The sequence below is a fragment of the Embleya sp. NPDC055664 genome (assembly GCF_053618075.1).
Window position 1 is genome coordinate 1 of the sequence record NZ_JBSHGZ010000044.1, and the last position, 24306, is coordinate 24306.

General features: G+C 72.7%; 16 protein-coding genes and 1 pseudogene. 15 read left to right on the top strand and 2 right to left on the bottom strand.

What is annotated here, in order from left to right:
• Positions 1-46 precede the first annotated feature (46 nt).
• The 4 genes from dapF (at position 47) to hflX (ending at position 4339) form a co-directional block, all read left to right on the top strand.
• The gene (gene dapF, locus ACWGR4_RS41890) at positions 47-901 is read left to right on the top strand and encodes a diaminopimelate epimerase (RefSeq protein ID WP_379995949.1); all 855 of its coding nucleotides are present in this window, start codon (positions 47-49) and stop codon (positions 899-901) included.
• Positions 902-1013: 112 nt separating this feature from the next.
• Entirely contained in the window at positions 1014-1757 is a 744-nt protein-coding gene (locus ACWGR4_RS41895; RefSeq protein ID WP_452132796.1) for an SCO6745 family protein, read from the top strand.
• A 225-nt stretch (positions 1758-1982) separates the two neighbouring features.
• Positions 1983-2693 (top strand): DUF4097 family beta strand repeat-containing protein, encoded by a 711-nt coding sequence (locus tag ACWGR4_RS41900; RefSeq protein WP_379995954.1) that lies wholly within the window; start codon positions 1983-1985, stop codon positions 2691-2693.
• A gap of 140 nt (positions 2694-2833) precedes the next feature.
• Positions 2834-4339, top strand: a complete 1506-nt coding sequence (gene hflX, locus ACWGR4_RS41905) for a GTPase HflX (protein ID WP_379995956.1) — start codon at positions 2834-2836, stop codon at positions 4337-4339.
• 62 nt (positions 4340-4401) lie between these two features.
• Here the strand turns inward: hflX and ACWGR4_RS41910 are convergent, their stop codons facing one another.
• The gene (locus ACWGR4_RS41910) at positions 4402-5493 is read right to left on the bottom strand and encodes a trypsin-like serine peptidase (protein ID WP_452132795.1); all 1092 of its coding nucleotides are present in this window, start codon (positions 5491-5493) and stop codon (positions 4402-4404) included.
• A gap of 214 nt (positions 5494-5707) precedes the next feature.
• Between ACWGR4_RS41910 and ACWGR4_RS41915 the strand changes: the two are divergent.
• The 9 genes and pseudogenes from ACWGR4_RS41915 to ACWGR4_RS41955 all read left to right on the top strand — a co-directional run.
• Positions 5708-7174, top strand: a pseudogene (locus ACWGR4_RS41915) (diaminobutyrate--2-oxoglutarate transaminase); the annotation flags it as partial.
• A gap of 554 nt (positions 7175-7728) precedes the next feature.
• Positions 7729-9249, top strand: a complete 1521-nt coding sequence (locus ACWGR4_RS41920) for a pyridoxal phosphate-dependent decarboxylase family protein (protein WP_452132794.1) — start codon at positions 7729-7731, stop codon at positions 9247-9249.
• 172 nt (positions 9250-9421) lie between these two features.
• The gene (locus ACWGR4_RS41925; protein WP_452132793.1) at positions 9422-11191 is read left to right on the top strand and encodes an IucA/IucC family protein; all 1770 of its coding nucleotides are present in this window, start codon (positions 9422-9424) and stop codon (positions 11189-11191) included.
• 28 nt (positions 11192-11219) lie between these two features.
• Positions 11220-11888, top strand: a complete 669-nt coding sequence (locus tag ACWGR4_RS41930) for a GNAT family N-acetyltransferase (RefSeq protein ID WP_379995966.1) — start codon at positions 11220-11222, stop codon at positions 11886-11888.
• Complete coding sequence (locus tag ACWGR4_RS41935) at positions 11885-13357, top strand: lysine N(6)-hydroxylase/L-ornithine N(5)-oxygenase family protein (RefSeq protein WP_452132792.1); 1473 nt, start codon at positions 11885-11887, stop codon at positions 13355-13357. The genes ACWGR4_RS41930 and ACWGR4_RS41935 overlap by 4 nt, the downstream gene beginning before the upstream one ends.
• The gene (locus ACWGR4_RS41940; RefSeq protein WP_452132791.1) at positions 13281-15146 is read left to right on the top strand and encodes an IucA/IucC family protein; all 1866 of its coding nucleotides are present in this window, start codon (positions 13281-13283) and stop codon (positions 15144-15146) included. Before ACWGR4_RS41935 ends, ACWGR4_RS41940 begins: the two co-directional genes overlap by 77 nt.
• Positions 15147-15233: 87 nt before the next feature.
• Entirely contained in the window at positions 15234-16091 is an 858-nt protein-coding gene (locus ACWGR4_RS41945; protein WP_379995972.1) for a carbon-nitrogen hydrolase family protein, read from the top strand.
• Positions 16092-16195: 104 nt separating this feature from the next.
• Positions 16196-17152, top strand: a complete 957-nt coding sequence (locus ACWGR4_RS41950) for an SGNH/GDSL hydrolase family protein (RefSeq protein ID WP_379995974.1) — start codon at positions 16196-16198, stop codon at positions 17150-17152.
• Between the two features lie 83 nt (positions 17153-17235).
• The gene (locus tag ACWGR4_RS41955) at positions 17236-19263 is read left to right on the top strand and encodes an ATP-dependent DNA helicase (RefSeq protein WP_379995976.1); all 2028 of its coding nucleotides are present in this window, start codon (positions 17236-17238) and stop codon (positions 19261-19263) included.
• Between the two features lie 174 nt (positions 19264-19437).
• Here the strand turns inward: ACWGR4_RS41955 and lexA are convergent, their stop codons facing one another.
• Entirely contained in the window at positions 19438-20229 is a 792-nt protein-coding gene (gene lexA / locus ACWGR4_RS41960; RefSeq protein ID WP_379995978.1) for a transcriptional repressor LexA, read from the bottom strand.
• A 571-nt stretch (positions 20230-20800) separates the two neighbouring features.
• Between lexA and nrdR the strand changes: the two genes are divergently transcribed.
• Both nrdR and ACWGR4_RS41970 read left to right on the top strand, forming a co-directional pair.
• On the top strand, positions 20801-21304 hold the full coding sequence (nrdR, locus tag ACWGR4_RS41965; protein WP_379995980.1) for a transcriptional regulator NrdR: 504 nt from the start codon (positions 20801-20803) through the stop codon (positions 21302-21304).
• Positions 21305-21453: 149 nt separating this feature from the next.
• Positions 21454-24306: a vitamin B12-dependent ribonucleotide reductase gene (locus ACWGR4_RS41970; protein ID WP_379995982.1), complete on the top strand. Its 2853-nt coding sequence runs from the start codon at positions 21454-21456 to the stop codon at positions 24304-24306.

Below are 24306 nucleotides of genomic sequence, written 5' to 3' on the forward strand. Positions count from 1 at the left end.
GAATCCGCCGAGGCCGCTCGCGCGTGGTCCGCCCTAGGATTGCGGAGTGAGCACTTTGCACTTCTTCAAGGGGCACGGCACCGAGAACGACTTCGTCATCGTGCCGGACGCCGACGGCGAACTGGACCTGTCCGCCGCGCAGGTCGCCGCGCTGTGCGACCGGCGGGCGGGCATCGGCGGCGACGGGGTGCTCCGGGTGGTGCGCGCGGCCAAGGATCCGGCCGCCGAGCACCTGGCCGGCGAGGCCGAGTGGTTCATGGACTACCGCAACGGCGACGGCTCGATCGCGGAGATGTGCGGCAACGGCGTGCGGGTGTTCGCACGGTTCCTGGTCGAGCGGGGCCTGGCCGAGGCGGGCGAGTTGCGGGTGGCCACGCGCGGTGGGGTCAAGGCGGTCACCGTGTCCGCCGAGGGCCCGGTCACCGTGGACATGGGCCCGGCCCGGCTGCCCGGTTCCGAGGGCATCGGGGTCGACGTCGAGGGACGGGTGCGCCCGGCCACCAACGTGGACATGGGCAACCCGCACGCGGTGGTCTTCGTCGAGGACCTGGCCCAGGCGGGCACCCTGTACACCGCGCCGACCGTGACGCCCGCGGGGGCCTATCCGCACGGGGTCAACGTCGAGTTCGTGGTGCGCCGGGCGCCGGGGCACGTGGCCATGCGGGTGCACGAGCGCGGCTCGGGGGAGACCCGGTCCTGCGGCACGGGCGCGTGTGCGGTGATGGTCGCCGCGGCGCGCGCCGACGGCGCGGAGCCCTCGGTCACCGGCGAGCCCGTCACCTACACGGTGGACGTGCCCGGCGGGCGCCTGGTGATCACCGAGCGGGTGGACGGGCACATCGAGATGACCGGCCCGGCCGTGATCGTCGCCGAGGGACGGGTCGACCTCGCCCGCCTGTGACCCCGGTGCGGGCGTCGCGGAGCCGGTGTCCGAACACCTGCGCTTATTCGATCCGCCGTGATAGGTCTTGCCTGACACGGTCAAGCAAGGTCGTCCCCGGGGAGACACGAGCATGAGCAGCATGGACACCGCCCGCGAGACCACCCGCGCGGTCAAGACGACGGTGCAGGCGGCCGCGGCGTTCTTCTTCGCGCCGCACACCGTCGCGCGCGGCGCCGAACTGGGGCTGGACGGCGTGACGCTCTACGTCGCCGGCCGCGGCGGGGTGCTCGGTGACGTCGACGACGCCGCGGTGGTCGCCGCGTTCCATCACTTCACCGCCGACGCGCTGCTTCCGCTGTGGCAGGGCGGCAGGAAGGTCGCGCCGCCCGAGCGGGTCGGCGCGCTGTACGCCGAATGTGCCCGCGACTGGGGGCGCGAGCACCTCGCCGACCTGCCGGAGACCGCCCGGCTGGCGGAGATCACCACCACGATCGTGCGGGCGAACGACCTGGGCGCGCTGGCCCCGCTGTACTCGGCCTGGCGCGGTGTACCTCTTCCGGATGATGCGCCCGCTCTGCTCGCGCAGAACCTCCAGACGCTGCGCGAGCACCGCGGCGGGCTGCACATCCTGGCCCTGGCTGCACATCGCCTGACCGCGGTGGAGGCACAGGTGGCCGAGGCGAGCCCCTACCTCGAGTTTTACGGCCACACCGAGCCGTTTCCGCAGGTCACGGACGAGCTGACGGCACGCCGACAGGCCGCGGAGGACACCACGGACGAGCTGGTGGCGGCCGCGTATGCCGTGCTCGACGATGCCGAGTCGGCCGAATTCGCGGCGCTGGCACCGGCCTTGGGCGCGCGGCTGGCGCACTGACCGGCGGTACCGGTACCGGTACCGGGGTCCGGGAGAACCCCGAGGCGGGCCCTGCCCGGAGGTGGAGTGCCTCGGGGTCGCCTCCTGCCAGGGAAGGAGCCGGCCAACCCGACGCCGGACCGACGCGGGGAACAGGGGTGCTTCCTAGCCTGGAGGGCAAGAGGACAGCGGGGGAGTGGTCGTGCGTTCGGGCGGCGTACCCCGCCCCGACCCAAGGAGACCCTTATGGCTGCCCGCAACCGTCGTCTGGCCCTGCTCGTCCCGCTCGTCGCGCTTCCGCTGGTGCTGACCGCGTGCGAGTTCAACGTGGACACCGATCACGACGCGGAGAAGAAGACCACGTCCTACGACGTCACACAGAGCGTGAAGTCGCTCAAGGTGGACAGCGCGGCGGGCAACGTCAAGGTGACCGAGGGCGACGTCAACGTGGTCAAGGTGACCGAGAAACAGCATTACGACAAGACCGCGCCGACGACCACGCACAACGTGGACGGCAGCGGCCAGTTGGTCCTGGACTACGACTGCGCGAGCAAGAAGGCCTGCTTCGTGGCGTACGAGGTGACCATCCCGCGCGGCGGCGCCGCGCTCGACATCCGCACCGACGCGGGCAACGTGACGCTGCGCGATGTGACCGGGACGCTCAACCTGCACACCAGCGCGGGCAAAATCGACGGCGAGGGGATCACCTCGGCGAAGGTGACCGCGCAGACGAGCGCGGGCTCGATCGACATGACCTTCACCAAGGCGCCCTCCGACGTCAGCGCCAAGACCGACGCGGGTCGCGCGACGGTGCGGGTGCCCGGCGGGCAGCAGTACGCGGCGGATGTGTCCACCACGATCGGCGACAGCGACGTCAAGGTCTCGCGCAACGACCAGTCGCCGCACAAGATCAAGGTGCGCACCGAAGTCGGGCAGGCCCGACTGCTGACCTCGTGAGAACGCGGCGGGCCGCGTCCCGGTTCGCTTCGGGCGAACCGGCCGAAAACCCGGATGCCCGAGCCCGGACCCTCGTGGGACCATCGTGACGGCCGCTTCGGGGAATGGAGCGGCCCGCCGACTACGTTGAACAGGACGATATGACTTCTCGCTCACACCGCGCCGGACACGACGACACGGACTCGACTCCCCATTTCGACGACGCCGACGGCTTCGACGACGGAGCGGCCTTCGACGGATTCGGACCGGGCGATGACGTCGGGGGTCGTCCGGTCGACTACGACGGCGACCAATTCGACCGTGACGAGCGCAGCGCGCTGCGCCGGGTGGTCGGTCTCTCCACCGAGCTGACCGACGTCACCGAGGTCGAATACCGACAGCTTCGCCTGGAACGGGTGGTCCTCGTCGGGGTCTGGACCGACGGAACCGCCGCCGACGCCGAATACTCGCTCAAGGAACTCGCCGCGCTCGCGGAGACCGCGGGCTCGGAGGTGCTGGACGGACTGATCCAGCGCCGCGACAAGCCCGACCCGGCGACCTACATCGGCTCCGGCAAGGCCCGCGAACTGCGCGACGTGGTGATCGCCACCGGCGCGGACACCGTGGTCTGCGACGGTGAACTGACGCCCGGTCAGCTCATCCAGCTGGAAGACGTCGTCAAGGTCAAGGTCGTGGACCGCACGGCGCTGATCCTGGACATCTTCGCCCAGCACGCCAAGTCCCGAGAGGGCAAGGCGCAGGTCTCGCTGGCGCAGATGCAATACATGTTGCCGCGCCTGCGCGGCTGGGGTGCCTCGCTGTCGCGCCAGATGGGTGGCGGCGGCGGTGGTGGCATGGCCACGCGTGGTCCCGGTGAGACGAAGATCGAGACCGATCGTCGGCGCATCCGGGAGAAGATGGCCAAGATGCGCCGCGAGATCGCGGACATGAAGAAGGCCCGCGACACCAAGCGCCAGGAGCGCCGCCGCAACGCGGTTCCCTCGGTGGCCATTGCGGGTTACACCAACGCCGGCAAGTCCTCGATCCTGAACCGGTTGACCGGCGCGGGCGTGCTGGTGGAGAACGCGCTGTTCGCCACGCTGGATCCGACGGTGCGTCGGGCGGAGACGCCCAGCGGACGCGGCTACACGCTGGCGGACACGGTCGGTTTCGTGCGCCACCTGCCGCACCAGCTGGTCGAGGCGTTTCGGTCCACCCTGGAGGAGGTCGCCGACGCCGACCTGATCCTGCACGTGGTGGACGGCTCCGACCCCACGCCGGAGGCCCAACTGGCGGCCGTGCGTGAGGTGTTCACCGAGGTCGACGCACACCGCGTGCGGGAGATCGTGGTGGTGAACAAGGCCGACGCGGCCGATCCGGAGGTGTTGGCGCGGCTGCTCCGTCGGGAGAAGCACGCGATCGTGGTGTCCGCCCGCACCGGACAGGGCATCGACGAGCTGCTCGCGCTGATCGACGAGGAACTGCCGCGTCCCGACGTCGAGGTCGAGGTGGTCGTGCCGTACGAGCGCGGCGACCTGGTGGCCAAGGTGCACGCGAGCGGTGAGCTGCTCGGCACCGAGCACCGCGAGTCGGGCACCTGGCTGCATGCCCGGGTGGGCCGGCAACTCGCGGCCGAGCTGGAGCGGTTCGTGGTGGTCACGCGCTGATCGTCGGATGGTGAGGGCCCGGGTCGCGTCCGCGACCCGGGCCTTCGTCGTGTCCGGCCGGGTCAGCGCTTGCGCTTGAGGTTGTCCAGCATGCGGCGGGCCTCCTGGTCCAGGTAGGGGCCGGCGATCCAGGTGTGGCCGGCGCCGCCGAGCGCACTGTTCCCGATCAGGCACAGCGTGCCGTCGGGGGCGGTGGCGTACCAGCCGCCGCCGCTGGCGCCGGCGGTCATGGTGCAGCCGATCCGCAGCAGGGGCGGGGTGTTCGGGTCGACGGTCATCCGGCGCGGGGCCTGGGCGCAGCCGAACATGGTCAGGCCGTCGAAGGGGGCGTCCTGCGGATAGCCGTAGGTGCCGGCCTCGGCCAGCTCGCGCGGGGCGTCGAACCACACGGGCAGGGCGCGGCCGACCGCCTCCTCCAGGCTGGGTCCGCTGCGGTCGGGGTTCTTCACCTCGACCACCGCGTAGTCGTACGACGTGGCGGCGGAGGTGGCGTTGGTGCCGCCGGCGCGCCACTGGTCGGAGGTGGCCACGGAGGTCGCCCACCACTGGCCGAAGGGGGCGACCGGGCCGGGGTTGCCGAGGTTGGCGAGGGTGGCCTGGCCGCTGCTGTTGAACGCGGGTACGAATTGCAGGCTGTTGAACCAGGTGCCGCCGCGTCCGGCGTGTACGCAGTGGCCGGCGGTCCACACCAGGTTGCTGCGGCCGGGCCGCTTGGGGTCGGCGATCACGGTGCCCGAGCAGACGGAGGGGCCGTCGGGGGCCTCGAAGAACAGTTTGCCGACGGCGACCGTGCCGGCCTCGCCGGTGTACGGGCGGGGGACCGCGCGGGCCTGTACCGGGGGCGGTTTGGCCTCGGCGAGCACGTCGGGCAGCGGTTCGGGGCCGATCGGTGCCCCGGTGCGTCCGGGGTCGGGCGAGGGCAGGGGTACGGCCGGGCCCTCCTCGTTGCCGCGCGGCTCGCGCGGTTTGGCCCGACTCATCCGCTCCGGGGTCCAGTGCGCGGGATCGCCCGGATCGGCGAGTGCCGCCGGCCCCCGGCCGTGGCCGTCGTCGGTGCCGACGCCGCCCAGTGTCAGTGCCATGACGGTGCCCGTCACCAGCAGCGACACCGCCACCGTCAGCGTGACGAACAGCGTGCGAACGCCGCGCGTCAAGCGCCTACCTCCCCGTGTGCGCCCCCCGGTGTGTGCCGGTCGACAGTATCGGAGGGACCGCCGCCCGTGATCGGGCGGCCGTTCGGTCGTTGTCAGCAAGGGAGTCGTCGATTCGACGAGCGTCACTCTTTGTGGTGATGGCGCTGCGATCCGCTGTCGTGCAAAGGTAAGCCTTACCTAAGTTTCCGATCGCCCTCGTGGAGGTGCCGCAGTCATGACCGCCGCCCTGACCAGGCCGGACGACCGCTCCGGTGCCCCAGACCCGACCCCGCTCGGACCGCCCGCCGACGCCGTGAGCCCCGATGGCGGGGGGCAGGTCGGCGCGGCGATCGGCCGGCAGCGCTCGGGGACCACGAGCGCCGACGCGCCGGGCATCCTGCGGCGGCAGGCCGCCCGCGAGTCCTCGGCCCGCACCTACGCGCGCTCGTTGCCGATCGTGCCGGTGCGGGCCCGCGGCATGACCGTGGAGGGCGCGGACGGGCGGCGCTACCTCGACTGCCTCTCCGGCGCCGGCACGCTGGCCCTGGGCCACAACCACCCCGTGGTGCTCGCCGCGATCCGGGGCGTGCTCGACACCGGTGCGCCGCTGCACGTGCTCGACCTGGCCACCCCCGTCAAGGACCGGTTCGTCGAGGAGTTGTTCGCCACGCTGCCGGCGGAGTTGGCGCGCGACGGGCGCATCCAGTTCTGCGGGCCGGCCGGCACCGACGCGGTGGAGGCGGCGCTCAAGCTGGTGCGGACCGCGACCGGGCGGCGCGGGGTGGTCGCGTTCACCGGGGCCTACCACGGGATGACCGCGGGGGCGCTGGCCGTGAGCGGCGACACCGCGATCCGGGACGCGACCGGGGCGGGCACGGGCGACACGGTGCGGCTGCCGTTCCCGCAGGACTACCGCTGCCCGTTCGGCGTCGGCGGGGCCGAGGGCGCGCGGATCGCCGCGCACTACGCGGGCACGCTGCTCGCCGACCCCGGCGGCGGCGTGCCGACGCCCGCCGGGATGATCGTGGAACCGGTCCAGGGCGAGGGCGGGGTGCTGCCGGCGCCCGACGAGTGGTTGCGCGAGCTGCGCCGGCTCACCGCCGAGCGGGGGATTCCGCTGATCGCCGACGAGGTACAGACCGGCCTGGGGCGCACCGGCGCGATGTGGGGGGTGGACCACGCCGGCGTGGTGCCCGACGTGATGGTGGTCTCCAAGGCGATCGGCGGCAGCCTGCCGCTGGCCGTGGTGGTCTACCGGGCCGAGCTCGACCGCTGGTGGCCCGGCGCGCACGCGGGCACCTTCCGCGGCAACCAGCTGGCGATGGCGGCCGGCACCGCGACCATCGCCTTCGTGCGCGAGCACCGCCTGCACGAGCACGCGGCCCGCGTCGGGGCCCGACTCGCGGGCGCGCTGCGCGGCCTGATGCCCGGGCGGCCCGCGATCGGCGAGGTGCGCGGGCGGGGCCTGATGCTCGGCGTGGAGATCGTCGAGCCCGACGCGGCGCCGGATGCGCTCGGGGCCCGGCCCGCGGCGCCCGGCCTGGCGCTCGCGGTGCGGCGCGAGGCGTTGGCCCGGGGGCTGATCGTGGAGCTGGGCGGGCGGCACGACAGCGTGGTGCGGTTGCTGCCGCCGCTGACGATGACCGAGGTCCAGGCCGACGCGGTCTTCGAGCGTTTGGCCGAGGCCATCGAGGCGGCCGGGGTGGGATACCGCGGCCCGGCCGCCGGTCCGGGTGGCGCCGGAACCGGGACGGCCCGGCGCGCCCGCGCCGCGTCCGCGAGTGCCGGAGCGGCGGGCTCCGGGCCGGGGGCGGCCGGGTTCGCGAGTGCCGGAGCCTCGATGCCCGCGTCCGCGAACGGGGCGACCGGGACCGGAAACGGCGGCCCGACCGCCGGGCCCCCGGGTGGCGGGTCCGAGGATTCCGGGGTTGGGGGCGCCGGATGCCCGGGCGTCGGGACCGAGGGCGCCAGGGCTCCGAGTGTCGGATCTTCGGGTGGCGGGTGTGTGGTCGTCGAGTCCGAGTCCGAGTCCGAGTCGGCCGGGTCCGGGAGCGGCGGGTTCGAGGGTGCCGGAAGTGGGAGCACCCGATTTTCGGGGGTCGGGTGGGGGGTTGCCGGGTCCGAAGTGAGCGGGTCCTCGGGTGGTGGGTTCGAGGGTGTCGGGGGTGGGAGCCTCGGGTCCTCGGGGGCCGGGTGTGTGGTTGTCGGATCGGAGTCGGTGTGAGTGCCGGGCGGGGGGTGGGGCACCCCGTCGGGGTGTCGCTCTCGGGGGGTGTGGCCGGGGCCGACGCGTTGCGGGCGCTGGTGGACGTCGCGCTCGGCGCGATGGGCGCCGGGGTCGATGCGCGGGGTGGGCCGTTGCCGTCGGGTGGGCCGGTCGGGGTCGCGGTCGAGGTGGCCCGGGTGCTCGGCTCCGGCGCGGCGGGGCCGGTGCCGGCCGCGCGTGGTGCGGCATCGGCGGGCCCGGGGCCCGGGACGCTGCCGGACATCGGGGTGGGCGACTTCGCCGCGTTGCGCGAGTTGTCCGCGCTGCTCGCGTGGGGGTCCGCCGACCCGGCCGACCCGCGCTGCGCCGGCCATCTGCACTGCCCGCCGCTGGCCGTCGCGGTGGCCGCCGACCTGATCGCCTCCGCGCTGAACCCCTCACTCGACTCGTGGGACCAGGCGCCGGCGGCGGTGGCCCTGGAAGCCGAGGTGGTGGCCGCGCTCGCCGGCCTGGTCGGCTTCCCGCCCGGCGGCGCCGGCGGCACGATCACCAGCGGCGGCACCGAGTCCAACCTGATGGGACTGCTCCTCGCCCGCGACGCGCTCGGCCCCGGCGTCGGCCGGCGACGGATCCTGTGCTCGCAGGCCGCGCACTTCTCCATCCGCCGCTGCGCCGGCCACCTGGGCCTGGGCGAGGACGCGGTGGTCACCGTGCCCACCGACGCCGACCACCGGATGGACCCGCACGCGCTGGCGGCCGCGGTCGGACGGGTGCGGGCGGGCAACGACCGGATCGCGGCGATCGTGGCCACGGCCGGCACCACCGACCTGGGCGCGATCGACCCGCTGCCGGCGATCGCCGCGGTGGCGCGCGCGGCGGGCGCGTGGTTGCACGTGGACGCGGCCTACGGCGGCGGCGCGTTGTTCTCGGACCGGCTCACGCCGCTGCTCACCGGTCTCGAAGGGGCCCACTCGGTGGGCCTGGACCTGCACAAACTCGGCTGGCAGCCGATCGCGGCCGGGGTGTTCCTGGTTCGCGATGCGGCCTTACTCGGGCCGCTCGCCCAGCGCGCCGCCTACCTCAACCCCGACGACGACCAACGGGCCGGCTACGTCAGCCTGTTGGGCAACTCGCCGCGCACCACGCGCCGCGCCGACGTGTTCAAGATCGCGGTCACCCTGCGTGCGCTCGGCCGGGCCGGGCTGGGCGAGTTGGTGGACCGCTGCCACGACCTGGCCCGACACGCGGCCGCGGCGATCCGGGCCGACCCGCACCTGGAATTGGCCGCCGAGCCCGTGCTCACCACCGTGGTCTTCCGCTACCTCCCCCGAGGGCACGACCCCCACGACCCGGCCGACCGGGTCGAGGCGGACCGGGTCAACGCGGCGCTGCGCCGCCGACTGCTGCACGAGGGGCGCGCGGTGGTCGGCCGTACCGAACTGGGCGACGGGCCCGGCGCGGTCCGCCTCAAACTCACCCTGCTCAACCCCGACACCACCGGCGCCGACCTCGGCGCGCTGCTCGCCGCCGTGGTCGAGGCGGGGCGCGCGGAAAGCGCGACCTCGGGCTGACGCTCCGTCAACAATCTTCGTTACCGCGCGCCTCGCATATTCGCGACCATCCTCGCCAAACAATCGACACGGGTCGAAATCTCCATATCCCGAGTGCCGCCTTTGGCACGATGCACGATTCACGATTCACGGGCATCGACCCCCGGGTCGACCGACACCACACGGAGCAGCGATGACCATCGCGGGTCCCGACCCGTCCGCCGTGCGGACGGATCCCGACACGGACCACCTCGACGCGCCGAACCCCCGGCACGCCGCCGACGCGGCGACGGTCGAATGCCTGCTCCGCTGCTGGGTGCGCGAACACGCGCTGCCGAGACCGGAGTCGGGCGTGCTCACCGTCGAACTGCCCGGGGTCGGCCGGACCCTGACGGTCGTGGTGCGCTACTGGTCGCCGGCGGGCTGGCACCGCTTCGGCACCGCGCACCTGGACGACGAGGGGCCGCTGAACGCGGTCACGCTGGCCCTGGTGCTCGGCGACGAGGCGAGCGCGAGCGGGGCCGGCGCGGCGGGCGAGGCCTGCGGTGACACCGCGATCCGGGTGGCCGACTCGGTCACCCACACCGAGCGCTACATCGCCCACCGGCGCGCGCATCCCGAAGACCCGCCCGGGACCGCCCCGTTCCTGGCCGCCGAGCAGTCCCTGGTGCTCGGCCACCCGATGCACCCCACACCCAAGAGCCGGGACCGGCTCGACCCCGACGAGGACGCCGCGTGGTCGCCGGAGTTGCGCGGATCCTTCCCGCTGCACTGGTTCGCCGCCGACGTCGACCTGGTCGGCCAGGACAGTGCGCTGGACCGGGAGGCCGCCGACGTGCTGGCCGACCTCGCCGGGGAGTTGCGCGCCCCCGAGGGCACCGTGCTCGTGCCCGCCCACCCGTGGCAGGCCCGCGACCTGCCGCGGCGCCCGCACCTGCGTGCCCTGCTCGACGCCGGCCGGTTGCGCGACCTGGGCCCCGCCGGCGCCCCCTGGCACCCCACCTCCTCGGTGCGCACGGTGTACCGGCCCGACGCCGAGGTGATGCTCAAGCTCTCCCTCGGCCTGCGGATCACCAACTCCCGCCGGGAGAACCTGCCCAAGGAACTGCTGCGCGGCATCGAGGTGCACCGCATCCTGCGCTCCGGCCTGGAACACGAACTGCGGGCCGTGCACCCCACGTTCGACATCGTCCGGGACCCGGCCTGGATCTCGGTGGCACCCCCGGAGCCGTTCCCGCGTCCGGACCGGCCCGCGGCCGGCCTGGAACTGGTGCTGCGGGCCAACCCGTTCGGCGCCGGCGACCGGGTCTCGTGCCTGGCCGCGCTGGTCGCCGAACGCCCCGGGATCGGCCCCTCGCGCCTGGCCGGACACGTACACACTCTCGCCGAGCGCACCGGGCGCGCGCCGGCGTCGGTGGCCGAGGAGTGGTTCGAGCGCTACCTGGCGGTGGTGGCCGAGCCGGTGTTGTGGCTGGACCGGCACGCCGGCATCGCGCTGGAGGCGCACCAGCAGAACACCCTGGTCCTGCTCGACGCCGACGGGCTGCCCTCGGGCGGGCGCTACCGGGACAACCAGGGCTACTACTTCCGCGCCTCGCGCGCGGGCGACCTGGCCCGCCGGCTGCCCGCGGCCGGGGTGGCCAGCGACACGATCGTGCCGGACGAGATCGCCGACGAACGCCTGACCTACTACCTGGGGGTCAACAACCTGCTCGGCCTGATCGGCGCGTTCGGCGCCCAGGGGCTGGCCGACGAGGGGGTCCTGCTGGCCCGCCTGCGCGCCCTGCTGGCCCGCCACGCCGAGGACAGCGGCGCCGCGCGCTCGCTGCTCACCGATCCGCGCCCGCGCTGCAAGGCCAACCTGCTGACCCGTCTGCACGGCCTCGACGAACTCGTCGGGCCGGTCGCCACCCAGTCGATCTACGTGCACATCCGCAATCCGCTCGCCGACGCCCCCGCGTGAGCCCGGCCCCAGGAGGTTCCGTCCCCGTATGAGCCCGTCATTCCTCTCGTCCCCCGAGATCCCGCTCGCCGAGGCCGAGACGCTGCGCCTGACCACCCGCCGGCCGCGCACGGGGCCGACCGGCCCGCTGACCGAGGCGGCCCGCTGGGGTGCGCTCACCCTGCCGGTCGGCCGGTTCTCGCTGCACGAGGTGAACCCCAAGCGCGATCTGCCGCTTCTGCACGCGTGGATGAACGACCCGGTGACCGCCCGCTGGTGGGAGTTGGCCGGGGACGAGGAGGTGGTGCGCCGACACCTGGCCGGCCAGGCCGTGCGCGGCCACAGCAGCGCCTACCTGGGCTGCCTCGACGACGAGCCGGTCAGCTACTGGGAGCTGTACCGGGCCGACCTGGACGACCTGGCCCGGCACTACCCCGCGCGCCCGCACGACGTGGGCATCCACCTGCTGATCGGGCCCGCCGGCGTGCGCGGGCGCGGGATCGGCTCGCTGCTGCTGCGCGCGGTCGCCGAACTGGTGCTGCGCGCCGCGCCCGACACGATGCGGGTGGTGGCCGAGCCGGACGTGCGCAACGAGGCATCGGTGCGCGCCTTCGAGCGGGCCGGCTTTCAGCGCCTGGACGATGTGCTCCTGCCGGACAAGACCGCCGCGCTGATGGTGCGCCCACGCACCGCGCGGGAATCGGGTGCCCGGCCGTGACCGATCTCCTGCCCGCGCCGCGTCGGGCGGCCGACCCCGGCGCGGTGGTGCACGACCTGGTGGGCATCGGCATCGGGCCGTTCAACCTGGCGCTGGCGGCGCTGGCCGACCGGGTCGAGCCGCTGCGCACGCTGTTCCTGGACCGCGCGCCCACGTTCAGTTGGCATCCGGGGCTGCTCCTGGACGGCACCACCCTCCAGGTGCCGTTCCTGGCCGACCTGGTCACCCTGGTCGACCCGACCAACCCGTGGTCGTTCCTGGCCTATCTGCGCGCGCACGACCGGCTGTTCCCGTTCTACTTCGCCGAACGCCTGCATGTGCCCCGGCGCGAATACGACCACTACTGCCGCTGGGTCGCCGAGGCGCTGCCCGCCTGCCGCTTCGGCAGCGAGGTGGTCTCCGTCGCCTGGGAGGGCGACCTGTACCGGATCGACTTTCGCGACGTGGCCGGCGGCGAGCACCACCGGGTGCACGCGCGGCACGTGGTGCTGGGCATCGGCACCGAACCGGTGGTGCCCGAGCCGTTCGCGCACCTGCTCGGGGACAGCGTGCTGCACGCGGCCGACTACCTCGACCACCGCGCCGATCTCACCGACGCCGAGGACGTCACGGTGCTCGGCTCGGGCCAGTCCGGCGCGGAGGTGTTCCTGGACCTGCTGCGCCGGCGCACCGGCCCCAGCCGGCGGCTGACCTGGCTGACCCGATCGCCCGCGTTCGCCCCGATGGAATACTCCAAACTCGGCCTGGAGCACTTCACGCCCGACTACACGCGCTACTTCCACGGCCTGCCCGAGCCGGTGCGCGACCGACTGCTGCCCGAGCAGTGGCAGTTGTACAAGGCGATCAGCGCGGACACCATCGCCGCGATCCACGACGAGTTGTACGAGCGCGGCATCGCCGGCGGCCGGGTGCGCGCCACGCTGATGCCCGACGTGACGGTCACCGCCGCGCGGATCACCGGCGACGGGGTGGAACTGGGCTGCCGACACGGCGAGCAGGACCGCGCGTTCACCGTCCGCACCGATCGGGTGGTGCTGGCCACCGGCTACGCGCAGCGGCACCCCGCGATGCTCGACCCGCTGTGGGACCTGATCATCCGCGACGCCGCCGGGCGCCCGCTGATCGGCCTGGACCACCGGGTCACCCTGCCGGCGCACGTCACCGGCGGCCTGTACACGCAAAACGCCGAGCTGCACACGCACGGCGTGGGCACACCCGATCTGGGCCTGGGCGCGCACCGGGCCGCGACCATCCTCAACTCCGTGTGCGGTGGTGCGGTCTACCGACTGCCGATCCGCACCGCGTTCACCACGTTCGGCCTGGCCGCGGGCGACACCGAGCCCGCCCGCCGACCGCACCGACGGAGCGCGACCGACCCCGCAGAGGTACGCAATGTCGCAGTCGAACCCGGAAGCGGAGCCCATCGAGGCCGAACTGCCGCACCAGGGCGCCCGACACGCAGCGCCTGAGCCCGCCTCCCGGGTGCCCGCCGCGCGCCACGGGGCGCCCTCCACGGATTCGGAGCTGTGGCGGCGGGTCAACCGGGACATGATCGCCAAGGCGATCGCCGAGTTCGCCTACGAGGAACTGCTCGCCCCCGTCGCCGACGGCGACACCTACACCGTCGGGGTGTCCGGCGACGTGCACTACCGTTTCCGGGCCCGGCGCGGCGCCTACGACGCGTGGCACGTGGACCCGGCGTCGGTGGTGCGCGAGTGGGAGGGCGGCGCCGATCCGGCCGAGGACATGCTCCAGTTCCTGCTCGACGCGCACACCGTGATCGGCCTCGCCGGCGACACCGCCGGGCACCTGGTGCGCGAGTTGACCGCGACGCTGGCCGCCGACGCGGCGATCGCGGCGAGCGCGCCGGCCGCGGCCGTGCTGGCCGACCTGGGCTACGCCGAACTGGAGGGCCACCAGACCGGTCACCCGTGGATCGTGCCGAACAAGGGCCGCGTCGGCTTCTCGGCGAGCGACGCGCGCGCCTACGCGCCCGAGGCGCGCCGCCCGATGCGGCTGCCGTGGATCGCGGTGCACCGGGACCTGGCACAGTGGCGGGCGGTGCCGGGCCTGGCCGAACAGCGGCTCTACGACGAGGAACTGGACCCGGCGACCAGTGAGCGCTTTTGCCGCGCACTGGCCGCGCGGGTGTCGGCGCCGGAGGAGTACCGGTGGCTTCCGGTGCACCCGTGGCAGTGGGACGAGGCGATCGCGACGCTGTTCGCGCCGGAGTTGGCCGCCGGGCGGATCGTGCCGCTGGGCGAGGCCGAGGACCGGCACCTGGCCCAGCAGTCGGTCCGTACGTTCCTCAACGTGGACCGCCCCACCCGCCGCACCGTCAAACTGCCGCTGTCGGTGCTCAACACGCTGGTGTGGCGCGGCCTGCCCAGCGAGCGCACGCTCGCCGCGCCCGCGGTCACCGCGTGGGTGCACGGCCTGCGCGACGCGGACCCGTTCCTGCGCGACGAATGCCGGGTGATCATGCTCGGCGAGACCGCGTCGATCACCGTGCGCCATCCGGTCCTCGAGGAACTGCCCGGCGTGCCCTACCAGTACCGCGAACTGCTCGGCGCGATCTGGCGCGAACCGCTGGCCCCGCACCTCGACCCCGGCGAGCGTGCCCGCACCCTCGCCTCGCTGCTGCACGTGGACCCGGCCGGGCGGCCGTTCGTCGTCGAACTGATCGAACGCTCCGGCCTGGCCCCCCGGGTGTGGCTGCGCCGGCTCTTCCACACGCTGCTGCCGCCGCTGCTGCACTGCCTGTACCGCTACGGCCTGGTGTTCTCGCCGCACGGGGAGAACACGATCGTGGTCTTCGACGAGCACGACGTCCCGGTCCGGCTGGCGATCAAGGACTTCGTCGACGACGTCAACATCAGCGACCGGCCGCTGCCGGAGTTGGCCGCGCTGCCCGCCGACGTGGACGCGGTCCTGCTCCGGGAGAAGCCCGACTACCTGTGCCAGTTCATCCACGCCGCGCTCCTGGTCGGCCACCACCGCTACCTCGCCGATCTCGCGGTCGCCCACCTGGGCATCCCCCAGGAGGGGTTCTGGGCGCTGGTCCGCGAGGAGGTGCTGGAACATCAGGCGGCGTTTCCCGAACTGGCGGACCGCTTCGAGCTGTTCGACCTGCTCACGCCCCGGATCGACCGGCTGTGCCTGAACCGCAATCGGCTGCTCCTGGACGGCTACCGGGACCGCCCCACGCGCCCGCACGTGGGCGCGCACGGGACCGTGCCCAACCCGCTGTGCAGGTGAGACGCGCCCCGATCCGACCCGGTCTCGCGAACAACCTGTCCGGTTTGCCGATGGTGTGATCCCCATCACGATGCCAGAATGCGGCGGGTGACCGACGTCGCCGAAAACGCGAGGCAACCCCTGAGGGTCGCCGCCGCACAGGCCCAGGCGCGGCCGGGCGACATCCCCGCGAATGTCGCCACGGCCGCGCAACTCGTGCGCTTCGGTTCCTCGGCCGGCGCCGATGTCGTGGTGTTGCCGGAGCTGTTCCTGTCGGGCTACGACCTCGACCTGTTCCGACCCGACGTGAAACCGTGCGACATCGTGCCCGGCGACACCCGGCTCGGCGAGTTGCAGGCCGCCTGCTACGCCACCCGCACGGTCGCCGTGGTCGGCGCCGCGGTGCGCCGCGCGGGCGGGCGGACCATCTCGCTGCTGGTGATCGGCCGCGACGGCGACGCGCACGTGGCCTACGACCGCCAACACCTGTGGCGCGAGGAACGCGAACTGTTCCGCCCCGGCGACCACGGCTGCACGATCGAGATCGCCGGCTGGCGGCTGGGCCTGGGCAGCGCCTACGACGTGAGCTTTCCCGAACACGCGCGCGCGGCCGTGCACGACGGTTGCGACGCGTACCTGTGCCCGGGGGTGTACACCCGCGGCGACAGTGAACACCGGCGCGACCTCTACTTCGCCGCCCGCGCCCTGGAGAACACCTGCTACACGGTGGTGGCCAACCACATCGGCGACACCGGCCTGGGCCCCGCCTGCGGACGCAGCGGGGTGTACGGACCGGATGGGCGCGTGGTGATCGAGGCCGACGGGGAGCGGGTGGACGTGGTCGCGGCCACCTTCCAGGACATCGAGATCGACGCCGCCCGCGAGTGCCTGACCATGCTGGAGGACCTGCCCTCGCGAGCGCGTGCGGCGGCGGGCGCGCGCCGCGAGACGATCAAGCTCGACTGAGCCGGCGCCGAGGCCGGCATTCGGGCGCGGAAGACCGTAGTCTCGCCGGAACGCCGATACCTACCGACGGGTAATGGTCGGGCAACGACGAGAGGGGAGCGCTCGTGCGCACAACTCGCAGGGCGATCGCGGGCCTGGCCGCACTGACGGCGCTCGGCGCGCTGTCCGCCTGCTCGGACGACTCCGGCGATGCCAAGGCATCCGCCGCCGCGAAGAGCGGCGCCCCCGCGGGTACGCAGGCCGCCCCCGCACCGGCCGGCGCACTGCCCGCCGCCGCCAGTGGCGCCACCTACGTCGCGCTCGGCGACTCGTACGCGGCCGGCGTGAAGATACCGGTGATCGTGCCCACCGCGCCGCCCGGCTGCAGCCGCTCGGAGAGCAACTACGCGCACCTGGTGGCCAAGCAGAAGAACATCGCCGGCTTCGTCGACGTCACCTGCGGGGGAGCCAGGACCCCGGACCTGACGGTCGGCCAGCAGACCCAGGGCACCCCGCCGCCGCAGTTCGACGCGCTGCGCCCGGACACCGCGCTGGTCACCCTGGGCGTGGGCGGCAACGACATCGGCTTCTCCGAGATCGTCACGATGTGCGTGCTGCAAAGCCGCAGCACCACCTCGACCCAGCCGTGCACCGACAAGTACGCCCCGGGCGGCAACGACGAGTTGACCAAGCGGATCGGGGACACCGGGCCCAAGTTGGCCGCCGCCATCACCGGCATCAAGGAGCGCTCGCCCAAGGCCCGGATCCTGGTCGTCGGCTACCCCACGATCCTGCCGGAGAGCGGCCCCGGCTGCCCCACCCAGGTGCCCGTCGCCGACGGCGACCTGCCGTACCTGCGCAAGGTGGTGCCCGCGCTCAACGACATGATCGCCAAGGAGGCGGCCAAGCAGGGCGCGGAATACGTCGACACCTACACCGGCTCGGCCGGCCACGACGTGTGCAAGCCGGTCGGCACCAAGTGGGTCGAGGGCGTCAAGCCGGAGTCGCCCGCCGGCCCCGTGCACCCCAACGCGCTCGGCCAGGAGGCCATGGCCAAGGCGGTGCTGGCCAAGCTCGGCTGAGCCGGAAAACCTTCGGGGAGGAGTCGGACGAAGCGGGCCGCGCGGTCGGGGATGTCGGTCGGAGCATCTAGGCTTGTCGCCCGATGAGCGACTCCGACCGTCCCGCGCTGACCGAACTCCTGCACGCCGCCGTCGCCGCCGTCGGCGGATCGGAGCGACCCGGACAAGTATCGATGGCCGAGGCCGTCGCCGGCGCGGTCGCCCGTGCCGAACACCTGCTGGTCCAGGCCGGCACCGGCACCGGCAAATCGTTGGCCTACCTGGTGCCCGCGCTGGCCGCGCACCGCAAGGTCGTGGTGGCCACCGCGACCCTCGCGCTCCAGCGCCAACTCGTCGAGCGCGACCTGCCGCGCACGGTCGAGGCGCTGCGCCCGCAACTGCGCCGTTCGCCGACCTTCGCCACGCTCAAGGGGCGCGGCAACTACCTGTGCCTGCACCGGCTGCACGACGGGCCGCCCGACGAGGGCGAGGTGCTGTTCGACCCGGCGCCCACGAGCAAACTCGGGCAGGACGTGGTCCGGGTGCGCGACTGGGCCGACGAGACCGACACCGGCGACCGCGACGACCTGAGCCCTGGGGTCAACGACCGGGCCTGGGCCCAGGTGTCGGTGTCCTCGCGCGAGTGCCTGGGCGCCTCGCGCTGCCCGTACGGCGACGACTGCTTCGCCGAGGCCGCGCGCGAGCGGGCCAAGCAGGCCGACATCGTGGTGACCAACCACGCGCTGCTCGCCATCGACGCGTTGGAGGACGCGCCGGTGCTGCCCGAGCACGAGCTGCTGATCGTCGACGAGGCGCACGAGTTCGCGAGCCGGGCCACGGGCGTGGCCACCGCCGAGCTGAGCCTGAGCGCGGTCGACCGGGCCGCGCGGCGCGCCGGCAAGCTGGCCAACGAGGGCGCGGTGGACAACCTGAACGCCGCCTCGGAGGCGTTCCGCAAGACGCTGGACGGGCGCGAGCCGGGCCGGTTGCGCGAGGTGGATCCGGACCTGGGCTGGACGGTGACCGCGCTGCGCGACGCGAGCCGGGGCGTGATCACCTCGCTCGGCGAGGTCCGGGACAAGTCGCTGAGCAACGAGGACGCGGCCCGCCGCCAGGCGCTGGCCGGTGTCGAGCACATCCACGACACCTGCGAGCGCATCCTGCGCGAGTCGCCGCACGACGTGATCTGGATGGAGCGCAACGAGCGCACCGGCGCGTCGCTGCGGGTGGCCCCGATCGCGGTGGCCGGGCTGCTGCGCGAGGCCCTGTTCGGCGACCGCACCGTGGTGCTCACGTCGGCCACGCTCATGCTCGGCGGCAACTTCCGCGGTGTGGCGAGCAGCCTGGGGCTGAGCCCCGAGGGCATGTTGACCGACGCGCCCGAGCCGGTGCCCACGGAGGTCGCGGTGCGCCCGGGCGACGACGAGGAGGCGGCGGGGGAGGACGATGCCGACGACGACCTGGCGCAGTGGCGCTGTCTCGATGTGGGTTCGCCGTTCGACTACCCCAGGCAGGGCATCCTCTACGTGGCGCGACACCTGCCGCGCCCCGGGCAGGGCGGGATCGGCGCGGACGCGCTGGACGAGCTGGCCGAGCTGATCGAGGCCGCGGGCGGCCGGGCGCTGGGCCTGTTCTCCTCGCGGCGCGGCGCGGAGGCGGCCACCGAGGCGCTGCGCGAGCGACTCGACGTGCCGATCCTGTGCCAGGGCGACGACTCGCTGGCCGAGCTGTTGCGGCGGTTCGCGGCCGAGCCGCGCACGTGCCTGTTCGGCACGTTGTCGCTGTGGCAGGGCGTGGACGTACCCGGGCCGTCCTGCCAGTTGGTGATCATGGACAGGATCCCGTTCCCGCGTCCCGACGACCCGCTGATGAGCGCACGAACCCAGACGGTCCAGGAAAGCGGCGGCAACGGCTTCATGGCGGTCTCGGCCACCCACGCCGCGCTGTTGATGGCCCAGGGGGCCGGCCGGCTGATCCGGTCGATGAACGACCGGGGAGTGGTGGCGGTGCTCGACTCGCGCCTGGCCACCGCCCAGTACGGCGGCTTCTTCAGGGCTTCGATGCCCCCGCTGTGGTACACGGAGGACCGCAACCAGGTCCGCCGATCATTGGCCGCGATCGACAAGGACTGATTGTCGGGGGGCTTGGCGCCGGCCCGCGAGGCGTTGGGCCGGGAGGGGTTGTGTCGTGTGGGTGGCCGGGGTTGTCGCGGCGGCGGGGGTGCCTCGGACGCGGAACGGGCGGTCGTTCGGCGTGGGTTTGCCGGACGACCGCCCGTGGGCGGTATGTGGGGGTCCCCGGTCATCTCAGACTCGGCGCATGACGGCGACCACACGGCCCAGGATGGTGGCCTCGTCGCCCGGGATGGGCTCGTAGGCCGGGTTGTGCGGCATCAGCCAGCGGTGGCCGTCCCGGTGCCGCAGGCGCTTGACGGTGGCCTCGCCGTCGAGCATCGCCGCGACGATGTCGCCGTTCTCGGCGACCGGCTGGCGGCGGACCGCGACGTAGTCGCCGTCCATGATCGCGGCCTCGATCATCGAGTCGCCGCTGACCTTGAGCAGGAACACGTCACCGTCGCCGACCAACTGGCGCGGCAGCGGGAAGACGTCCTCGACGGACTGCTCGGCCAGGATCGGACCGCCGGCCGCGATCCGGCCGACCACCGGGACGTAGGACGCGGCCTGCGAGCCGCGCTCGGCGTGCGGCCCGGCCGGCGCGAGCGGACGCCCGCCGTCGGGCGAACGCACCTCGTAGGCGCGCGGACGATGCGGATCACGGCGCAAATAGCCCTTGCGTTCGAGCGCCATCAACTGGTGCGCGACGGAGGACGTGCTGGACAGTCCGACCGCCTCGCCGATCTCGCGCATGCTCGGCGGATATCCGCGCGACTCGACGGAGGTGCGGATCACTTCGAGGACGCGCGTCTGGCGCGGCGTCAGCCCCCCCGCCGGACGCCGCGTCGCACCGCCCTGGACCTGCGCGTTCTCGGTGCCCGGGGCGGGCGCCGGCGGCGGCACGGTGGCGCTGTGCGGGTGTTTCGCGGGGAGGGTTTCGGTGCGGATTCCGGGGTGGATGGCTCCGGTGGCTTCTCCGGTCACGGCTGGCCCTTTCGACGGATTGCTCGCACGTGGAGAACGGTAGTCGGGTTCGAAAGGTTGCGCCAAACACACGTTCGAGTGAATTTAGGCCAATCCGGTGGCGATCATTCGGTTCCCGCTGTAGTAATCGTACATACATTCGAATTCCGTTCGGGAATTGCCCACGGAACCGATGCCCGAAATGTCGCGAGCGCCGCTCGTGTGCCGCGACACGCGGCCGGTCGGGTTAATTTCGCCGACTCCTCGGGCGGTGACCTGCGGGGATGACGAGAGGTCACCACGGGCTCTCCGAGTGTCTGCGAGTCGGCTTGCAGCGCCTCGGGTCGCGGTCTACCGTAGCCACTACATCTTGTGGTCGAGGGCGTTGCAGAAGCCCACAAGTTGTGGTTGCCGTATATACTATGTTCCCGGAGCATTTCCCGGACCGCACCGGACGGGCCCCCAGGCGTGGGCCCTCGGGGCGAGGGCGCGGCAACCCGCGGCACCACCAGGGCACGTTTCGCCGCTCCGCGCGCGACGCGCACGAGCACCACGCAGGACCTGCGTCTGAACGAGGGGGAGAGGGAACGGCATGCACTGCCCCTTCTGTCGGCGAGCGGACAGCCGCGTCGTGGACAGCCGGACCACCGACGACGGGGCCGCCATCCGGCGCCGCCGCTCGTGCCCCGACTGCGGACGACGCTTCACCACGATCGAGACCGCCTCGCTCACGGTGATCAAGCGCAGCGGCGTCACCGAGCCGTTCAGCCGGGACAAGGTCATCGCCGGTGTGCGCAAGGCGTGCCAGGGCCGCCCGGTCACCGGTGACGCGCTGGCCCTGCTCGGCCAGCGGGTCGAGGAGGCGGTGCGGGCCACCGGGTGCGCCGAGTTGACCACCCACGACGTGGGCCTGACCATATTGGGCCCGCTCCGTGAGCTCGACGAGGTCGCCTACCTGCGGTTCGCGTCCGTGTACCGGGCCTTCGAGTCCCTGGAGGACTTCGAGGCCGAGGTCGCGCTGCTGCGCGCGGGTCGCGCGGAGTCGATCGGGCCCGAGGTGCCCGCGAACGCGGCGGACGCTCCCGCCGCGGACTAGCGCGGGTCACCCACGCGCGGGTCATTCACATTTTCATTCGGTAGTACACGTCGGTAGCACAGGAACGACGGACCACCCGACCGGTCATCCGGGTCCTCCCATCGGGATGCCCCGGCCTGCCCACGGCGTTGTTCAAAAGAGGAGACGGCATGACAGAGACGACGAGCGGCTCAGCACGCGGTGCCGGTCGGTCACGACCCGGCAAGGGCCTGCGGATCGAGCGCGTCTACACGACCCCCGGCGTCCACCCGTACGACGAGGTGGTCTGGGAGCGTCGTGACGTCGTCATGACCAACTGGCGCGACGGTTCGATCAACTTCGAACAGCGCGGCGTCGAGTTCCCCGACTCCTGGTCGGTGAACGCGGTCAACATCGTCACGAGCAAGTACTTCCGCGGTGCGGTGGGCACGCCGCAGCGCGAGTGGAGCCTGAAGCAGCTGATCGACCGGGTCGTGAAGACCTACCGCAAGTCGGGCGAGGAGAACGGCTACTTCGCCGGCCCCGCCGACGCGGAGATCTTCGAGCACGAGTTGGCGTACGCCCTCCTGCACCAGATCTTCAGCTTCAACTCGCCGGTCTGGTTCAACGTCGGCACCGCGCAGAAGCAGCAGGTCAGCGCGTGCTTCATCCTGTCGGTCGACGACTCGATGGACTCGATCCTGGACTGGTACAAGGAAGAGGGCCTGATCTTCAAGGGCGGCTCGGGGGCCGGCCTGAACCTGTCCCGGATCCGCTCCAGCAAGGAACTGCTCACCTCGGGCGGCAACGCCTCGGGTCCGGTCTCCTTCATGCGCGGCGCCGACGCCTCCGCCGGAACGATCAAGTCGGGCGGCGCCACCCGCCGCGCGGCCAAGATGGTCGTGCTCGACGTCGACCACCCCGACATCGAGGACTTCATCGACACCAAGGTCAAGGAGGAGGAGAAGATCCGCGCGCTGCGCGACGCGGGCTTCGACATGGACCTCGGTGGCGCCGACATCGCGTCGGTGCAGTACCAGAACGCGAACAACTCGGTCCGGGTCTCGGACGAGTTCATGAACGCCGTCGAGCAGGGCAAGGAGTTCGGGCTGCGCGCCCGGCTCACCGGCGACGTGCTGGAGACGGTCGACGCCAAGTCGCTGTTCCGGCGCATGGCCGAGGCCGCGTGGGCCTGCGCCGACCCCGGCATCCAGTACGACGACGAGATCAACAAGTGGCACACGTGCCCCGAGTCGGGTCGGATCACCGCGTCCAACCCGTGCTCGGAGTACATGCACCTGGACAACTCGTCCTGCAACCTCGCCTCGCTGAACCTGATGAAGTTCCTGCGCGAGGACGACACCTTCGACGCGGTCAACTTCGCCAAGGTCGTCGAGCTGGTCATCACCGCGATGGACATCTCGATCTGCTTCGCCGACTTCCCGACCGAGAAGATCGGCGAGACCACCCGCGCGTTCCGCCAGCTGGGCATCGGCTACGCCAACCTCGGCGCGCTGCTGATGGCCACCGGCCACGCGTACGACAGCGACGGCGGCCGGGCGCTGGCCGGTGCGATCACCTCGCTGATGACCGGCACCGCGTACAAGCGCTCCGCCGAGCTGGCCGCGATCGTCGGCGCGTACGACGGCTACGCCCGCAATGCCGAGCCGCACAAGCGGGTGATGCGCCAGCACGCCGACGCCAACGACGCCGGCAAGCGTATGGACGACCTGGACACCCCCGTGTGGGACCTGGCCACCAAGGCGTGGAAGGACGTCGCCAAGCTCGGCGACAAGCACGGCTTCCGCAACGCGCAGGCCTCGGTGCTGGCCCCCACCGGCACGATCGGCCTGATGATGGACTGCGACACCACCGGTGTCGAGCCCGACCTCGCGCTGGTGAAGTTCAAGAAGCTGGTCGGCGGCGGCTCGATGCAGATCGTCAACGGCACGGTCGCCCGGGCGCTGACCCGGCTCGGCTACCAGCCGGAGCAGGTCGAGGCGATCGTCGAGCACATCGCCGAGCACGGCCACGTGGTGGACGCGCCCGGTCTGAAGACGGAGCACTACGAGGTGTTCGACTGCGCGATGGGCGAGCGCACCATCTCGCCGATGGGCCACGTGCGGATGATGGCGGCGATCCAGCCGTGGATCTCCGGCGCGATCTCCAAGACGGTCAACATGTCCGAGGACGCCACCGTGGAGGAGATCGAGGAGATCTACTTCCAGGGCTGGAAGCTGGGCATCAAGGCGCTCGCGATCTACCGCGACAACTGCAAGGTCGGCCAGCCGCTCTCGGCCGGCAAGGGCGAGAACAAGGGCAAGGCCGACGACGGCAAGTCGACCGCGGCCACCGTGGTGGAGAAGGTCGTCGAGTACCGCCCGGTCCGCAAGCGCCTGCCCAAGGGCCGGCCCGGCATCACCACCTCCTTCTCGGTGGGCGGTGCCGAGGGCTACATGACCGCCAACTCCTACCCGGACGACGGCCTCGGCGAGGTCTTCCTGAAGATGTCCAAGCAGGGCTCGACCCTGGCGGGCATGATGGACGCCTTCTCGATCGCGGTCTCGGTGGGCCTGCAGTACGGCGTGCCGCTGGAGACCTACGTCTCCAAGTTCACCAACATGCGGTTCGAGCCGGCCGGTCTGACCGACGACCCGGACGTGCGGATGGCCCAGTCGATCGTCGACTACATCTTCCGCCGCCTGGCGCTCGACCACCTGCCGTTCGAGACCCGCTCGGCGCTCGGCATCCACTCGGCCGCGGAGCGCACCCGGCACCTGGAGACCGGTTCCTACGAGCCGGACGAGCCGGCCGCCGCGGAGGACATGCGCACCCTCGCGCAGTCCGCGCCGACCGATGCCGCGCCCAAGGCCCCGGACCTGAAGCCGGTGCCGGCCGCGGTGCACTCCTCCACCGAGCTGCTGGAGGCCCGCCAGGGCCGCAGCGCGGACGCCCCGCTGTGCTTCTCCTGCGGGATCAAGATGCGCCCGGCGGGCAGCTGCTACGTCTGCGAGGGCTGCGGCTCGACCAGCGGGTGCAGCTGA

Excerpts from the sequence above, each read along its gene's own strand:
- ACWGR4_RS41895 (WP_452132796.1), top strand. The coding sequence starts at position 1,014 with ATGAGCAGCATGGACACCGCCCGCGAGACCACCCGCGCGGTCAAGACG.
- ACWGR4_RS41900 (WP_379995954.1), top strand. The coding sequence starts at position 1,983 with ATGGCTGCCCGCAACCGTCGTCTGGCCCTGCTCGTCCCGCTCGTCGCG.
- hflX (WP_379995956.1), top strand. The coding sequence starts at position 2,834 with ATGACTTCTCGCTCACACCGCGCCGGACACGACGACACGGACTCGACT.
- ACWGR4_RS41925 (WP_452132793.1), top strand. The coding sequence starts at position 9,422 with ATGACCATCGCGGGTCCCGACCCGTCCGCCGTGCGGACGGATCCCGAC.
- ACWGR4_RS41930 (WP_379995966.1), top strand. The coding sequence starts at position 11,220 with ATGAGCCCGTCATTCCTCTCGTCCCCCGAGATCCCGCTCGCCGAGGCC.
- ACWGR4_RS41940 (WP_452132791.1), top strand. The coding sequence starts at position 13,281 with ATGTCGCAGTCGAACCCGGAAGCGGAGCCCATCGAGGCCGAACTGCCG.
- ACWGR4_RS41955 (WP_379995976.1), top strand. The coding sequence starts at position 17,236 with ATGAGCGACTCCGACCGTCCCGCGCTGACCGAACTCCTGCACGCCGCC.
- nrdR (WP_379995980.1), top strand. The coding sequence starts at position 20,801 with ATGCACTGCCCCTTCTGTCGGCGAGCGGACAGCCGCGTCGTGGACAGC.
- ACWGR4_RS41970 (WP_379995982.1), top strand. The coding sequence starts at position 21,454 with ATGACAGAGACGACGAGCGGCTCAGCACGCGGTGCCGGTCGGTCACGA.